This is a genomic window from Flavobacterium sp. HJ-32-4, from assembly GCF_022532105.1.
GTDB lineage: Bacteria > Bacteroidota > Bacteroidia > Flavobacteriales > Flavobacteriaceae > Flavobacterium.
Window position 1 is genome coordinate 2,820,362 of the sequence record NZ_CP092832.1, and the last position, 16,254, is coordinate 2,836,615.

Annotated in this window: 14 protein-coding genes; 9 read left to right on the plus strand and 5 right to left on the minus strand. The window is 52.1% G+C overall.

The annotated features are described in order from the left end of the window. Positions 1-19: 19 nt before the first annotated feature. The 3 genes from MKO97_RS12015 to MKO97_RS12025 all read left to right on the plus strand — a co-directional run bounded on the left by MKO97_RS12015 (position 20) and on the right by MKO97_RS12025 (position 3,844). Entirely contained in the window at positions 20-1,882 is a 1,863-nt protein-coding gene (locus MKO97_RS12015; protein WP_241103456.1) for a hypothetical protein, read from the plus strand. 199 nt (positions 1,883-2,081) lie between these two features. After that, positions 2,082-2,561 (plus strand): SRPBCC family protein, encoded by a 480-nt coding sequence (locus tag MKO97_RS12020; protein WP_241103457.1) that lies wholly within the window; start codon positions 2,082-2,084, stop codon positions 2,559-2,561. Further along, a complete protein-coding gene (locus MKO97_RS12025; protein ID WP_241103458.1) occupies positions 2,558-3,844 on the plus strand; it encodes a deoxyribodipyrimidine photo-lyase in 1,287 nt (428 codons plus the stop codon). Before MKO97_RS12020 ends, MKO97_RS12025 begins: the two co-directional genes overlap by 4 nt. Positions 3,845-4,276: 432 nt before the next feature. Here MKO97_RS12025 and MKO97_RS12030 read toward each other — a convergent pair whose 3' ends face one another. After that, complete coding sequence (locus MKO97_RS12030) at positions 4,277-4,774, minus strand: metallophosphoesterase (RefSeq protein ID WP_241103459.1); 498 nt, start codon at positions 4,772-4,774, stop codon at positions 4,277-4,279. Between the two features lie 12 nt (positions 4,775-4,786). Between MKO97_RS12030 and truA the strand changes: the two genes are divergently transcribed. The 5 genes from truA to MKO97_RS12055 all read left to right on the plus strand — a co-directional run bounded on the left by truA (position 4,787) and on the right by MKO97_RS12055 (position 12,609). Further along, positions 4,787-5,599 (plus strand): tRNA pseudouridine(38-40) synthase TruA, encoded by an 813-nt coding sequence (gene truA / locus MKO97_RS12035; protein WP_319800055.1) that lies wholly within the window; start codon positions 4,787-4,789, stop codon positions 5,597-5,599. A 6-nt stretch (positions 5,600-5,605) separates the two neighbouring features. Then, positions 5,606-7,369 carry an ABC transporter ATP-binding protein gene (locus MKO97_RS12040; protein ID WP_241103460.1) on the plus strand — a complete coding sequence of 588 codons (1,764 nt, stop codon included), beginning with the start codon at positions 5,606-5,608 and terminating at the stop codon, positions 7,367-7,369. A 248-nt stretch (positions 7,370-7,617) separates the two neighbouring features. Beyond that, positions 7,618-9,003, plus strand: coding sequence for a dihydrolipoyl dehydrogenase (gene lpdA / locus MKO97_RS12045; RefSeq protein ID WP_241103461.1), 1,386 nt, complete (start codon positions 7,618-7,620; stop codon positions 9,001-9,003). A gap of 203 nt (positions 9,004-9,206) precedes the next feature. Next, positions 9,207-11,114, plus strand: coding sequence for an SPFH domain-containing protein (locus MKO97_RS12050; protein WP_241103462.1), 1,908 nt, complete (start codon positions 9,207-9,209; stop codon positions 11,112-11,114). 112 nt (positions 11,115-11,226) lie between these two features. After that, the gene (locus MKO97_RS12055; RefSeq protein WP_241103463.1) at positions 11,227-12,609 is read left to right on the plus strand and encodes an alpha-amylase family glycosyl hydrolase; all 1,383 of its coding nucleotides are present in this window, start codon (positions 11,227-11,229) and stop codon (positions 12,607-12,609) included. A 33-nt stretch (positions 12,610-12,642) separates the two neighbouring features. On the opposite strand, the gene MKO97_RS12060 is transcribed toward MKO97_RS12055, so the two are convergent. Then, complete coding sequence (locus MKO97_RS12060; protein WP_241103464.1) at positions 12,643-13,251, minus strand: porin family protein; 609 nt, start codon at positions 13,249-13,251, stop codon at positions 12,643-12,645. 71 nt (positions 13,252-13,322) lie between these two features. After that, positions 13,323-14,444: a cysteine desulfurase family protein gene (locus MKO97_RS12065; RefSeq protein ID WP_241103465.1), complete on the minus strand. Its 1,122-nt coding sequence runs from the start codon at positions 14,442-14,444 to the stop codon at positions 13,323-13,325. 95 nt (positions 14,445-14,539) lie between these two features. On the opposite strand from MKO97_RS12065, the gene MKO97_RS12070 reads away from it, so the two are divergent. Further along, the gene (locus tag MKO97_RS12070) at positions 14,540-15,532 is read left to right on the plus strand and encodes a hypothetical protein (protein WP_241103466.1); all 993 of its coding nucleotides are present in this window, start codon (positions 14,540-14,542) and stop codon (positions 15,530-15,532) included. Here the strand turns inward: MKO97_RS12070 and MKO97_RS12075 are convergent, their stop codons facing one another. Then, complete coding sequence (locus MKO97_RS12075) at positions 15,533-16,069, minus strand: Smr/MutS family protein (RefSeq protein WP_241103467.1); 537 nt, start codon at positions 16,067-16,069, stop codon at positions 15,533-15,535. It lies immediately after the preceding gene. After that, complete coding sequence (locus MKO97_RS12080; protein ID WP_241103468.1) at positions 16,053-16,247, minus strand: hypothetical protein; 195 nt, start codon at positions 16,245-16,247, stop codon at positions 16,053-16,055. The genes MKO97_RS12075 and MKO97_RS12080 overlap by 17 nt, the downstream gene beginning before the upstream one ends. Positions 16,248-16,254 lie beyond the last annotated feature (7 nt).

Here is a 16,254-nt window from a genome sequence, read left to right on the forward strand (position 1 = left end):
ATTATGTATTTTTGGAAGAATGCAGCGTATCCTGATGTTCCTTTTCGTTCTGGCACTGGCACCCATATACGTGTCCGGACAGGCGCCTACGACGGCAAAAGACTCGGCTGCGTTTTACAAGAAAATCGAAAAGGCGTCGAAGCGACGGGGCTTTACCCGCTTTCTGCACCGACTGGTTTTTGAGCCTACTGAAATCAAGAATTCGAATCCGATCCGGAAGCCGAAAAAACGCGACTACAAAAACTACAACGGCCGGATCGTGCGGAACATCAAGATCCACACCCTTGATCCGTTTGGGTATTCCGAAATCGATACGACCCGTAAGCCGCGCAATTGGGGTGAGCGACTGGGGAATGCCGTGCACATCAAATCGCGGCAGTTCGCCATCCGCAACCTGCTGCTTATCAAAGAAAACCGGCCCGTCGATTCGCTGATGGTAAAGGAAAGCGAACGTCTAATCCGTACCCAGCGGTATGTGAGCCGGGTATACATTACCGCCACGCCCGTTTCGTCGGATTCGGTGGATATCAACGTGCGGGTGCTCGACTCGTGGAGCCTTATTCCGAAGGGAAGCATCAGTACGTCACGGACCTCGGTTGAGATACGGGAACGGAACATCCTGGGGAGCGGACACGAATTTGTGAGCCGTATCATCAACGACAATGAAAATGGCAACAAGGCCTATAACTTGCGGTATACCGTCCCTACCATCAAAAACACCTTCATCCGCAGCACGCTGGCGTATCGCGTCGACCTCGATGGGTATTATGGTAAAAGCCTTAACATCGAACGCACGTTCTTCTCGCCGTTTACGGAATGGGCGGGTGGCGTGTATGTCGACCAGCAGTTCCGCCGCGACTCGCTCACCGACATCTCGGGGAATTATTCCCTCCAAAACCTGAAGTATACCTCACAGGATTTATGGGGCGGACGCGCTTTTCGCCTTTTCGAGGGTACGTCAGAGGACGACCGTACGACCCGACTCGTCGCATCCGGGCGTGTTCTTTTTACGCAGTATAGTGAGAGTCCGAAGCGGGAATACGACCTGATTGACTATTTCTCCGGCGAGCGCTTTGTAATGGGCGGCCTGGGTATTTCGTCACGGCAATTCGTCGAAGACCGCTACCTGTTCAACAACGGTATTGTGGAAGACGTGCCGATTGGGAAGATATACGGACTCACGGCGGGATACCAGACCAAGAACGGACGCGACCGGACCTACCTCGGTGCCAGGGCATCGTATGGCAGTTACTTCCGGATCGGCTACCTCAGCGGTAACGTCGAATACGGCACCTTCTTTCGGGCCGGGGCGCTCGAGCAAACGGCTTTTTCGCTGCAGTTGAACTACTTCACCGATTTGATCGACTGCGGCAAATGGAAATTGCGCCAGTTCATCAAACCGCTCCTAATTATTGGCACGAATCGGTTGGCTTCCGTTGCGGACCGGCTGACGATCAACGAATCGAGCGGTTTCCAGGGGGGCTATGGTGCCGGTTACTACGGATACAACAGTGCGGGCATACAGGGCTTCAACAGCGCGATAAACGGAACGAAGAAATTCGTATTGACCTTCCAGACCCAATCGTACTCGCCCTGGCAGGTGGTAGGATTCCGCCTCAATCCCTTTTTCAATTATACGGCTGCGGTGTTGGGCAACGAAATACAGGGGCTTACGAGCAACCGCTTTTACCAGAAAATCGGGGTGGGCATCCTGGTCAGCAATGACTACCTGGTGTTCAATTCCTTCCAGCTATCCATTGCGTTTTATCCGACCATACCCGGTCAGGGCGACAACCTCTTCCTTACCAACACCTTCGAAACCAATGACTTCGGATTCCAGGATTTCGAGTTTGGGAAACCGCGAACCATTATTTACAAATAATCCTGTAAGACGCAGAGGTGAATTATGTAACAACGTATAGGCCCGGTTTTCGCAATTTTACTCCAGACATTTTGTTAGTGAAGACATACATCACACGCCTGGTTCATCCAGGTGCCAGGCTGTCCGGGATTATTTGGTTAGGGTCCCGGGCGGCCTTTTTTAACGCGTGACTAAGACTTTCTTCCGTACTTTTAGTCACATGAAACTCTATACCCTACGACGCACCCAACGGCTCCCCATTTCGGTTTCGGAAGCCTGGGAATTCTTCTCTGATCCCGCTAATTTAAAGACCATCACGCCACCCTACATGGGATTCAACATCGTGTCGGGCGCCGATCGAAAAATGTATCCCGGACAGGTCATCCAATATATCGTGACACCGCTCTTCGGCATTAAGATGCGATGGGTTACGGAAATCACCCATGTGGAAGACGGCAAGTATTTTGTGGACGAGCAACGATTCGGGCCCTACGCTCTCTGGCACCACAAGCACTTTTTCCGCGCGGTGGACGGCGGTACTGAAATGGAAGACATTGTCGACTATGGCTTGCCACTCGGTTTTTTAGGCCGGTGGATGCACCCAATTATCGTAAAGGGCAAACTGGAAGAGATATTTGACTTTCGCCGTCGGCGGATGCTGGAATTGTTTGGACCTTACACAGAATCGAAGACGGTATGACGGTATTCTGGTTCCGACGCGACCTGCGCCTTGATGATAACGCGGCGCTGTATCACGCTTTACAAAGCGGCGAAGAGGTACTTCCCATCTTTATTTTCGATCCGGAGATCCTTGACGAACTGCCCAAAACAGATGCCCGGGTGGGTTTCATACACGAGTTACTGACGAAAATCGACGCCACGCTGCGGCACCACGGCCGTTCGCTGGCGGTGTTCCACGATACGGTAGAGAACGTGTTCACGCGGCTGCTGATTGAGCAGCCCCTGACGACCGTATTTGCCAACCACGACTACGAACCCTACGCCCGCAAGCGCGATGCCGCGGTGTCGAGATTGTTGAAAGAGAAAGACGTGCGTTTCAAGACCTGCAAAGACCAGGTCATTTTTGAAAAATCGGAAGTGGTAAAAGACGACGGCGCTCCTTATGTGGTTTACACCCCGTATTCCCGCAAGTGGAAACAGCTTTTTGCGACAACGCCGCTTCCCTATTATGAATCGAATACCGGTTTGGACCGATTCGCGGTGCATGCGTATCCCTTTTTGTCGTTAGAGGCCATCGGTTTCGCCCCGTCCCCTATCCGCGTTCCGGATTTCACGCTTACCGAGGAGTTGATCGATCGATATGCCGACCGTCGCAATTTCCCGGCGGTTGACGGAACCTCCGGTTTGGGTCCCCATCTGCGGTTTGGCAGTGTGTCGGTACGCGCTATCGTCCGAAAAGCCCTTGCGTCGCGGCAGGAAACCTTCCTTAACGAACTCATCTGGCGCGAATTCTTTATGCAAATATTGTGGCATTTCCCCCATACGCCCCAAAAAGCCTTCCGCGAACGCTACGACCTGGTGCCGTGGGAGAAAAATGAGGAGCATTTCCGGAAATGGTGCGAAGGGAACACCGGTTACCCCATCGTAGATGCCGGCATGCGCGAACTCAATGCCACCGGCCGTATGCACAACCGCGTCAGGATGATTACGGCCAGTTTCCTGTGCAAACACCTCCTCATCGACTGGCGCCGCGGGGAAGCGTATTTCGCGGAAAAACTCCTCGATTACGAGCAGGCCAGCAACGTGGGCAACTGGCAATGGGCGGCCGGAAGTGGTGTGGACGCCGCGCCTTACTTCCGCATTTTCAACCCCGAAGAGCAGATCAAGAAATTTGACAGCGAGCGGCGATACATCCGGAAATGGGTACCCGAATTAGGCACCGATCGCTATCCTAAGCCCATCGTCGATCACAAAGAAGCGCGGGAAAAGGCGTTGGCGACGTATAAAGCGGCGGTGGGGTAGCGGAGTAACTGAGGAACGGAGTAACTGAGTAACTGAGGAATTGAGGAACTGAGGAACTGAGGAAGTGAGGAAATGAGATAGGTAGGAAAAGAAGAAATTGAGTTTGTATAGGGGTATGGGTTAGTAATTTGTCACCATCGATACTTTATCCATACTTTATCCATACTTTATCCATACTTTATCCATACAGTATCTATACAGTATGTTGTCGCGTCCTAAAATAGCTATACAGATTACTAAATAAATCCTGTTTTAGTTACACGACCGTAAGCGTAGCTCTAAATTGGTCTTTTTCCCTACACAAAATCTGGATATAGCGATTCCAGGACAATACGCAAGGTCTCAGTCACTCAGTTACTCAGTTACTCAGTTACCCAATTCCTCAGTTACTCAGTTACTCAATTACTCAAAATTCCTCAGTTCCCCAACCTTCTACCCTCTCTTCTCCATCTCAATCACTTCCAATTGCCGGATGTCGGCTCCTTCGATGGTAAAACGCAGCATCGTACGGACTGAATGGAAACCGTGCTTGCCGATAGCGCCGGGGTTCATGTGCAGGAGTCCGAGTTTTGGGTCGTTCATTACCCGCAGGATGTGCGAATGTCCGCATACAAACAACCGCGGCGGGTTTAAGTACAACTCGCTCCGGATGGTAGGATTGTAATGTCCGGGATACCCGCCAATGTGCGTGATCCACACGTCGACTTCCTCACAGAAAAAACGCTGGTGCAGCGGGAACTCCCGTCGGGCCTTGTCATCGTCGATGTTACCGAAAACCGCCCGAAGCGGTGCTACCTCGCGAAGCGCGTCGGTAACCGAAAGATCGCCTATATCGCCAGCGTGCCAGATCTCATCGGCCTGGGCGCCGTATTTTAGCATGGTGTCGTCGACATGCCCGTGCGTATCCGATAACAAAAGAATCTTTCTCACCGTGTTTTTTGTATGCTGCAAGATAGCGAAAGTGCCCCCTTCCGCCGCGACGCACGTGTGATTAATCCGTATCTTTGTGCGTCCAAAATCCGACTTCACTTGCGCTATTTCACGAGATTTTCCTATAAAGGCACGCAGTACCGCGGATGGCAGTCGCAACCCAATGCCGTGACGGTGCAGGGTACGATGGAGCACGCGTTTTCGCTGCTGTTGGGCGAACCGATTGCCCTTACCGGTGCCGGACGTACGGATGCCGGGGTGCATGCTTCGGAAATGTTCGCGCACTTCGATGCGAACGCATTGGAGGACATCCCCAAATGGATCCATAAGTTGAATTCGTTCCTGCCGAACGACATCGCGGTGCACGCCATTTATGAGGTCGCACCGGATGCCCACGCCCGTTTCGATGCCACCAAACGTACCTACGAATACCGGATTGCGACGCAGAAAGACGTGTTTTCGACAGCATTCGCCTGGCGGCACACGCTTCCCCTTGACATCGACGCGATGAACGAAGCCGCGGCCCTTTTGATGGAATACGACGATTTCGAGTGTTTTTCGAAGGTCGACACTGATGTAACGTCTTTCCGGTGTGCGATTACCGAAGCAAAATGGGAACAGCGCGGCACGGAACTGGTATTCCGCATTGCGGCCGACCGCTTCCTCCGCAACATGGTACGGGCCATTGTCGGCACCCTTGTGACCATCGGCAGTGGGAAAGCGACGCCAAACGACATACGCGGGATCATCGAAAGCCGCGACCGCGGACGGGCCGGTTTTTCGGTGCCGGCACACGGACTTTCACTGGTGAAGGTCGAATATTGATATGATATGAAAGCAAAAGCATTCGATACAAAAGTTTTTAAACGCATCATGGTGTATACGGCGCCCTATCGGACGTTGTATTACGGCGTCATCTTCTGGGCGATTGCCCTGGCGGCATTTGCGGCGGCACGCCCGTGGGCCATGGGATTTGTCATTAAGATCTTCCTGCAGCACCATCGTCGCGACGGACTGGAGCTGTTCTGTGGTGGTATTGCCGTCTTGTTGTTGCTTGAGGTCTTCGCGCAGTTTTATTTTGTATTCCTCGCCAACAAACTGGGGCAGGAAATCGTGCGCGATATCCGAGTAAAACTGTTCAACCACATGTTGAAGTTCCGGATGAAATACTTCGACCTGGCGCCTGTAGGACAATTGGTTACCCGAACGGTATCAGACATAGAATCGATTGCCCGTATCTTCAGCCAGGGACTCTTCATGATCCTCAGCGATTTGTTGAAAATGGTCGTGGTATTGGTGGTCATTTTCGTCATGAACTGGAAGCTTGCCTGGATTCCGGTGGCGGTGATGCCGTTTCTGCTCTATGTCACCCGCATCTTCCAACGCAAAATGCAGGTGGCCTTTGAGGAAGTGCGTACGCAGGTGGCTGCCATCAACACCTTTGTGCAGGAACGCGTTACGGGTATGAAAATCGTGCAGTTATTTACCCGCGAGGAAATCGAAGCGCAGAAGTTCAGCGACATCAACCAGAAACACAATGTCGCCTGGATCAAGACCATCCTTTATAACTCGATCTTCTTCCCTATCGCCGATATCGTTTCGTCGTTTACGCTGGCTTTTGTGGTATGGCATGGCGGACTGTTGATTGCGCTGGGTGACACGACCACCGAATTCCCGGAACTGGCCACCTATACCATGTTCATCGGTATGCTGTTCAACCCCTTACGCCAGATCGCCGATAAATTCAATGAGATGCAGATGGGGATGATTGCCGCGAACCGCGTATTCGACATCCTCGACACCGACGACCAGATACAGGATGTAGGCCGACTGGAAGCACCTGACTTTAAAGGAACCATTACCTTTGAGAACGTCCACTTTGGCTACAACCCGGATGAAGAAATCATCAAGGGAATCAGTTTCCAGGTAGCCCCGGGCCAGACCGTCGCCATCGTAGGTGCTACCGGAGCAGGGAAATCGACGATTATCAACCTGCTGAACCGTTTCTACGAACTCAATTCGGGCCGGATTACCATCGAAGGCCAGGACATCCGGAACTACCGCCTCGATTCGCTGCGTCGACAGATTGCGGTGGTGCTGCAGGATGTATTCCTTTTCGCGGATACGATCTTCAACAATATTACGCTCTACGATCCGACCATCACGATGGAACAGGTGGTGTCGGCGGCCCGGAAGATCGGTGTACACGATTTCATCATGAACCTGCCGAACGGTTACAATTATAATGTGAAGGAACGCGGTGTGATGCTGTCGTCGGGCCAGCGCCAGCTTATTGCGTTTTTGCGGGCCTACGTCAGCAACCCTGGCATCCTGATCCTCGACGAAGCTACCTCGTCGGTGGATACGCATACGGAGGAACTGATCCAGAACGCAACCGAAAAATTAACGGAAGGCCGCACGTCCATTGTGATTGCGCACCGTCTGGCTACCATTGTAAAGGCCGACAAAATCCTGGTAATGGACAAAGGATTGGTTATTGAGGAAGGATCACACGCCGAACTATTGAACCGCGAGGAAGGGGTATATAAAAACTTGTATTACGCACAGTTTGAGAGCGAACGGCAGACGGGGTGAAGGAGTTAGTAATTAGTGGTCAGTAGTCGGTAGTTAGTGGTCAGTGGCAGGAACAGGCGACAAGAGGCTTCACCTCCATCAACCACGAACCACGAACCATGAACCATGAACCATGAACCATGAACCATGAACTATGAACTATGAACTATGAACCCTCAACTATCAACCACCAACCCTCTCCCCCAACTTGCCATTCGCCAATTAATCGTTACTTTCGTAGCGCCAAATAATTTGCAAATCACACGAACATGAAATACGATGTAATTGTTTTAGGAAGTGGCCCTGGCGGCTATGTAACGGCAATCCGCGCCTCGCAACTGGGCTTTAAGACCGCTGTGGTCGAGAAAGAAAGCCTGGGCGGCGTTTGCCTTAACTGGGGCTGTATACCGACAAAGGCGTTGCTGAAGTCGGCACAGGTGTTCGATTACCTGAAGCACGCGTCCGACTACGGACTTAAGGTGAACGATTTCGACAAAGACTTCGGCGCGGTCATTTCGCGCTCCCGAAACGTAGCCGATGGCATGAGCAAAGGCGTGACGTTTTTGATGAAAAAGAATAAGATCGATGTCATCGAAGGAAGCGGGAAAGTCAAGCCGGGGAAAAAAGTCGGCGTGACCAAAGACGGAAAAGAAACCGAATACTCGGCTGACCATATCATCATTGCCACCGGAGCCCGTTCACGCGAACTTCCGAACCTGCCACAGGACGGGAAGAAAGTGATTGGATACCGCCAGGCGATGACACTGCCGGAACAACCGAAATCGATGATCGTAGTGGGATCCGGCGCCATCGGTGTCGAATTCGCCCACTTCTACAATGCAATGGGCACCCAGGTTACCATTGTCGAATACCTGCCGAACATCGTTCCGTTGGAAGATGAGGATATCTCGAAGCAATTCGAGCGCTCGCTGAAAAAAGCGGGTATCACCATCATGACGAATGCGTCGGTAGAGAAAGTCGATACCAGCGGTGCCGGCGTGAAAGCCACCGTCAAAACAGCGAAAGGCGAAGAAGTGCTGGAAGCCGATATCGTATTGTCGGCCGTGGGTATCAAAACCAACATCGAAAATATCGGGCTTGAGGAAGTCGGCATCAAAACCGATCGCGATAAAATCACCGTAGACGAGTTCTACCGCACCAACGTGCCAGGCTACTACGCCATTGGCGATGTCGTGCCGGGACCTGCCCTTGCCCACGTGGCCTCTGCGGAAGGTATTACCTGCGTAGAGAAAATCAAAGGCCTGCATGTAGATCCGATCGACTATGGCAATATCCCAGGCTGTACGTATGCTACGCCGGAAATCGCTTCGGTTGGACTCACCGAAAAACAGGCGAAGGAAAAAGGATACGAGTTGAAAGTCGGTAAGTTCCCGTTCTCTGCTTCCGGAAAAGCGAAAGCGGGCGGCACGCCCGATGGTTTCGTGAAAGTCATCTTCGATGCCAAATACGGCGAATGGCTGGGTTGCCACATGATTGGTGCCGGCGTAACCGATATGATCGCGGAAGCGGTTGTCGCACGGAAACTGGAAACGACCGGACACGAGATCATCAAGTCGATCCACCCGCACCCTACGATGAGCGAAGCCATCATGGAGGCGGCTGCCGATGCGTACGGTGAGGTTATCCACCTGTAAGAAATAAAATCCCTATTGAAGCCCGGCTCACCGCCGGGCTTTTTTTTGATCGAAACGGAAGCTTTTTGATGAAAAAACACACGGGAACGCGTATGAATCCTAAAAAATCCCTCATTCACAGCAAGCGTTTGGTTAATTGTGCGAATTTTCGAATAAGAAATGTTAATCTATTCGTAATTTAGCATCTTCAAACCTTTCCAAACATGATACCATTTTTAATGTCCTACGGGTGGCTGCTGCTAATCCTGATAGGGATTGTTTTGTACAAATTTGTCCTGAGGATTTTCTTCGGGATGGTAATCGTTCCAGAAGACCGTATCGGACTGGTGACGAAGAAGTTCGTATTGTTCGGTGCCGCCAAATCCCTACCGGACGGGCGCATCATCGCTACCCGTGGCGAAGCGGGTTTCCAGGCGAAGACACTGGCGCCGGGACTTTACTGGGGCAAGTGGATTTGGCAGTATTCGGTTGAAATGACACCGTTTACCATCATTCCCGAAGGTCGAATCGGACTGGTCATGGCTCGCGACGGTATGGAAATCCCGACGGGGCGTATCCTCGCGCGGAAAGTCGACTGCGACAACTTCCAGGATGCCACCGCCTTCCTTGAAAACGGAGGGCAGAAAGGTCGGCAGACCGCGTTCATCACAACCGGATCCTATCGTATCAACACCTATCTGTTCGAAGTCATTATCGAATATCAGGTAAAGATTGACGAGAATATGGTGGGTATCGTAACGGCGCTTGACGGCGAACCTATCCCGATTGGACAAATTGCCGGTCGCTATGTCGAAGGTCACAACAACTTCCAGGATTTCGACCAGTTTTTGAGAAATGGCGGCAACCGGGGTCTGCAACCGCAGGTAATACTCGCCGGTTCCTATTATATCAATACCTGGGGCATCCAGATCGAGCAGAATCCGATGACAGATGTGCCGATTGGTTATGTGGGCGTCGTCATCTCCTACATAGGCGAAGATGGCCAGGACGTAACAGGCGAATCGTTCAAACACGGCAACATTGTGTCGAAAGGCCAACGCGGTGTCTGGATGGAGCCACTGGGTCCGGGAAAATATGCGCTCAACAAATACACGACCAAATTGGAACCCGTTCCGACCACCAATCTCGTGCTCAACTGGGCGAACGCCAGAAGCGAGTCGCACGACCTCGATAAGAACCTGTCGACGATCACCGTCCGCTCAAAAGACGGATTCCCGTTCAATCTTGACGTGGCACAGATCATCCACGTGCCCGCGAACGAGGCGCCGAAAGTCATTGCGCGTTTCGGTAGCATGACGAACCTGGTGTCGCAGGTGCTGGAACCGACAATCGGTAACTACTTCCGGAACTCGGCGCAGGACAGCGATGTGATTTCGTTCCTCAGTACACGTAAAGAACGCCAGGAATCGGCTAAAGTCCATATCAAAACCGTACTCGACGAATACAATGTCAATGCCGTCGATACCCTGATTGGGGACATCGTGCCACCGGATTCCCTCATGAAAACGCTGACCGACCGGAAGATCGCGGAGGAAGAGCAAAAGACCTACCAGACACAGAAGCTCGCTCAGGAACAGCGTCAGGGCGTGGAGAAAGAAACGGCTATTGCCGATATGCAGAAGGAAATCGTACGGGCCTCCCAAAGCGTTGAAATCGCACAACGGACGGCCGACGCGACCGTTAAGAAAGCCGAAGGTGATGCGACCAGCCTCAAACTCGCCGTAAACGCAGAAGCGGAAGCCATGAAAATGCGTGCCAGTGCCGAGGCCGAAGCTACAAAGGCAAAAGCAGGTGCCCAGGCGGAAGCCACCAAGATGACGGCCGGCGCTGAAGCCGAACGCATCTCGAAAACGGGTCTGGCGGAAGCCGAGAAAATCATGGCGATCGGTAAATCAACCGCGGAAGCGTATGAGCTACAAGTCAGGGCCATGGGCGGCGACAACTTTACCCGTTACAAAATCACGGAAGAGATCGCCAAAGGCAATATCAAGGTAATACCGGATGTGCTGATCTCAGGCAACGGCGGCAGCGACGGACCGATTAGCGGATTGCTGGGCATGAAGCTGATGGAGATGATGGACGCCGAGAAAAAAAACCAACCGGAATCCTAATATAGAAAGGCGGTCTGAAAAGGGCCGCCTTTTTTATTACCCGATACTCGTACTTCCCCGTGTGTGCCTTTTCCCTCCGATTTTCTTATATTTCGAAATCAAAACCCTTGACATGAAGAGACTTGTACTGGCGGGCATGACCCTCTGCCTTCTGGCATGCCAACAGAAAACGGAAAACGGAAGCGCTCCGGAATCCGACTACACACCCAAAGAATATGTGCAGGTAAAGCACCCTGAATGGGCGCAGGCCGCCACTATTTATGAGGTTAATGTCCGGCAGTATACAAAAGAAGGAACGTTCCGCGCGTTCGAGTCGCACCTGCCCCGACTCAAGAAAATGGGAATTGATATCATCTGGCTGATGCCGGTACATCCGATTGGGGTAGAGAAACGAAAGGGAACGCTGGGAAGTTATTACTCCATCATTGATTTCTATGGCGTTAACCCCGAATTTGGCACCAAAGAGGATTTCAAACATCTGGTCAAAGCCGTTCATGACAAGGGGATGCACCTGATCATTGACTGGGTGGCCAACCATTCCTCCTGGGACAATCCGCTGGCAAAAGAGCATCCGGATTGGTATACAAAGACCCCGGAAGGGCATTTCCAGCCTACTCCCTGGTACGACTGGGACGATGTGATCGACTTCGATTACGACAATGCCGGTTTACGCAAGTATATGACCGACGTAATGGTATACTGGGTGCGCGATATGGGAATCGACGGTTTCCGATGCGATACGGCCGGATTCGTGCCGGTTGATTTCTGGGACAACGTCCGGGCGCGGCTTGATGCCATAAAACCCGTTTTTATGTTGGGTGAATGGGAATCCCGTGACCTTCATGCGAAGGCTTTCGATATGACCTATGCCTGGTCACTGTGGGATAAAATGGTGGCCGTCACCCGCGACGGAAAGCCCGTCGGTGGGATTGTCGAGTATCTGGCCCATGACGTCAGCACCTTCCCTCGGGATGCTTATCGGATGACGTTTACGGACAACCACGACAAGAATTCATGGGAGGGCAATCCGTATAAGAATTTCGGGGAGGCGCTGGATGCCGCGATCGTACTGACGGGAACGGTAAACGGTATGCCGTTGGTGTATAGCGGACAGGAAGCCGGACTCGACCGCTCGCTTGCCTTTTTTGAAAAGGATGAAATCACATGGAAAGACGATCCGCATGCTGCACTCTTCCGCACGCTTTTCGACCTGAAACATCGCAATAAAGCCTTATGGAACGGGAAAGCCGGCGGTGTCATGATCCGGATTTTCAACAACAAACCCGACCAGGTGATCTCGTTCTCACGTACATCCGGCAACGATCAGGTGATCTCCATCATCAATTTCAGCAAACTGCCGGCGGAGGTGACACTTGATTCGAACTACCAGAAAGGCTCGTATAAAGAACTGTTCTCGGGCGCGACCGTTGAACTCAAAGGAGACGATGTGTTCTCGCTTCCGGCGTGGGGTTATAAAGTGCTGGTCAAACCATAAAAAAAACCGCGATTCGAGTCGCGGTTTTTTTATTTAGAATAGCAGGAAGTTACATCCTACGTTAAGTGCCAATCGCGAGGTCTGTACATCGCCCTCGCCTTTATAAATATCGGTGAAACCACCCTGTCCGTCGAGTTGCACGAACATCCGTAGTCGGTCCGATACCGGAAATTTATACCCGATACCAAACGCCACGCCGGCGTCTGAGGTTCGGAAATCATCCTTCAAATCGGCATCATGGCTCGTTTCGCGACCGCGTAGCAGGGTTGCATAATACAATCCGAAATCGAGGAACCAGGCATTATCATCCCCAAAATGCCAGACGGCCGTTACGGGAATCGTGAGGTAATCGAGATTGAAATCAGCAAGGTAAATGTTGTCATCAACCCAGCGGTAATAACCTTCATCAAATCCTTTACGATCATAGATAGCCCGTACCTTCAGCCCCCATTCATTAGAAAAATAGTACTCAGCCGAGGCACCTACGTTAAAAGAATAACTGGGATCTTCCGAATAATTGTTATTGGAAACCGTTGACTGGTTCCCACCCAACTGCAGACCGAGTTCGAGTTTGCCTTTACCCTGGGCCGATACCGAAGAGGCGACAGCCGCTACCACCAACGAGAATAAGAATCTTTTCATGTCTGTTTTTTTCACAAACTTAACCGAAATTGGCTATTCCGGGACGGTGACGGGCGATTTTAACGAAGCATTTACACTCCGGAAAGCGCGTCGATAAGCGCATCGATATCCGACGTGGTATTGTAGTGACTAAAGGAAATCCGTAAACTGGGGCGCGCCAAGGTAGCATCGTCCAACATCTCGGCCAATACATGCGACGGGCGGGCACTCCCCGATTGACAGGCACTTCCCCGTGAGACCGCGATTCCTTTCATGTCGAGCGCGAACAGCAGCAGAGGTGTCTTACTCTCCGGAAGGGGTAGCGTCACGTTGAGGATGTTGTAAAACGTATCCGCGCCATTCTGCCGGGTTCCGGGAAATTGTGTAGTCAGCCGTTCCCAGGCATATTCCTTAAGACGGCATATCGCCTCCCGCTCCTCTTGCAGGTGCTCAAGGCTCATCGTCAATGCGGTCGCCATACCGGCCACGTTGTGAACGGATTCGGTTCCGGGGCGGAGTCCTTTTTCCTGTTCGCCTCCGTAGAACATCGCGTGCAGGGCCGGCCCTTTGCGAACGAACGCAAACCCCACGCCTTTCGGTCCGTGAAACTTGTGTGCACTCGCCACGATAAAATCTACAGGCAATGCCTGCAAATCCAATTCGGTTTTACCGACAGACTGCACCGTATCCGAATGAAACAGCACGTGGTGGCTTCTGCAAAGCGTGCCGACGGCCTGAAGATCGAGTACAACGCCCGTTTCATTGTTGACATGCATCAGCGATACCAGGGTGGGAATCGGATCTGCCAATAAGGTCTCAAGTTCCACGAGGTCGATACGTCCGTCGACGTCTACCTTCAGAAAGTCAACGCGGATGCCACTGTTTCGTTCGAGCTGTTCCACCGCATGTAAAACGGCGTGGTGTTCGACGCGGGTAGTGATGATGCGGCGGATGCCCAAATCACGGACGGCGCACATCAGTATCCAATTATTCGCTTCGGTGGCTCCTGAGGTAAAAATCAGTTCGGAGGCCTGGCAATTCAGCGCTTTCGCGATGGCTTTTCGGGAACGTTCCAGCAGGGCACGGGCGCCGCGACCGAAACTATGGGAAGACGACGGATTGCCGTAGTCGGCCGATAAAACTGTCATCATTTCCGAAATCACTTCGGGCCGCAGGGGCGTGGTCGCCGCATTGTCGAGATATACATTTCCCATGGGCGCAAATTTAGCATTTTTTTGGGCCGTCGATGCGGAAGCGGCTCAGTCGCTACGTGTTTTTTCGCTATTTTTGTGCCACTGAAGCTACCTGCATGAAAAAAGTTCTGGCCCTGGTGTTTATCGCGTTTTTTGCGCTGTCATCTTGTGAGGATGGCGAAATACGCGTGCAGTCGTTGGATTTCGGAGACGCCCAGGTGGATGCCTGCGACAACCGCGAAGACGCTGATTTCTTCCTTTATAAAGTATCCGGCAACCAGGCGATGATAGTTGTGATCCCGAAAGCAGAACTTATCAATGGTGTGTCGGATGAAACATTCGACATCGACGGAAGCACCTACAAAGTCATTTACCGCTTATACGATGGTCCGGTTTCGGCTGCGACGATGTGTTCGTCCATCCCCCCTTCTTCTCCACAGGTAAAAGAAGAATGGGTGGCAACCGGTGGTGTGATCCGACTGGTGAATGGTGCGAATTTCCTCGAAGTGGAAGGCTCTACGGCGGTGTTACCCGACGGCTATACCCATACTCTGTCGTTTGAAAACATCACTTTCGACACCGGAGACGGCACCGTCACGTTTGATAATGACCAGCCGCTCGCCTACGGCACGTATAAAACCGAGGACGCCAACCTCGAATTAACGACCTTCCGATGCGATAATGAAAACGGTTGTGTAATCGACCGATGTGGCACGCGCATTTCCCGTTCGACCCAGCGCCAGGCGTTGACGCTCGACTTTGACCAAGCGACATTCGACTACCTGTTTGCCAACGAGGTGACGGCTGAGCCCAAAACAGCGTTGATCAATGGCACGAACACCATCAGCTACCGCGTATTTAATATTGGGATCAGTGCCGACAACCTTTGCGCTGCGACGCTTCCGAGTGGCGTTACGACTCTCGAAACATGGGTTGGAAATGCAGGCGTGGATGGCGTGAGTGGGATTATTGAAGTCGAAACAACGACCGCCGGTGTTGGCAACTACATCCACAAAATCCGCCTGAAGAACGTCATCTTCAGCCGAAACGGCTTTACCTTTAATTTCGGTCCTGACTATCTTATCGGACAGATCGTAACCGGAAGCTGATTACTTTTGGGTGAACACCACTTCGAGGGCGCCGCTTCCGTATTTCTGGTAATTCCCGTCGTGAAAACGCACATTGTCGTAGCGCGATAACAGAAATTCCAGTTCCGACCGAAGGATGCCATCCCCCACTCCGTGTATCAACACAATTCGCGGCATTCGGTTGCGAATGGCAAATTCGATATGCCGTTTCGCGGTTTCGGTTTGCATGGTCAGGATATCATGTGGCGATAAAATACGATGGTTCTTCACCAGTTTTTCGATGTGAAGATCGAACTCCGGCGGGGGAATATCGCCGGTTCTTTTTTCGCGAACTACCGCTTTACGCCGTTCCGGTTCCTTTTCTTTGAGGATGCGCCCGACGCTTCCAATCTCTATTTTCAGTTCTCCGGCAACGGGAATCAGCTCCTTCTCGTCAAGTATCATGGGAAAACCATCCGTGGTTTCAATGGTTACGTCGCGACCCGACACGGAAACGACCACGCCGTCGACATCGTCATTCAGGACGGATACGCGATCGCCTTTACTGAACCGGGTCATCTTCGCTCTTGTTTTTAGACGGGATTCGGGACGAAAGGGCCATCAATCCGAGTAGGAATACCGCTATCGACGGGATGACCACGAACAGCCGCGGCTGGGATCCGGATTGCTCATAGAGCGCGATACTTCCGCTGATGAGAAGTACCACATACAGGACATTGGAAGGAATTCGCTTCATGTTGGAA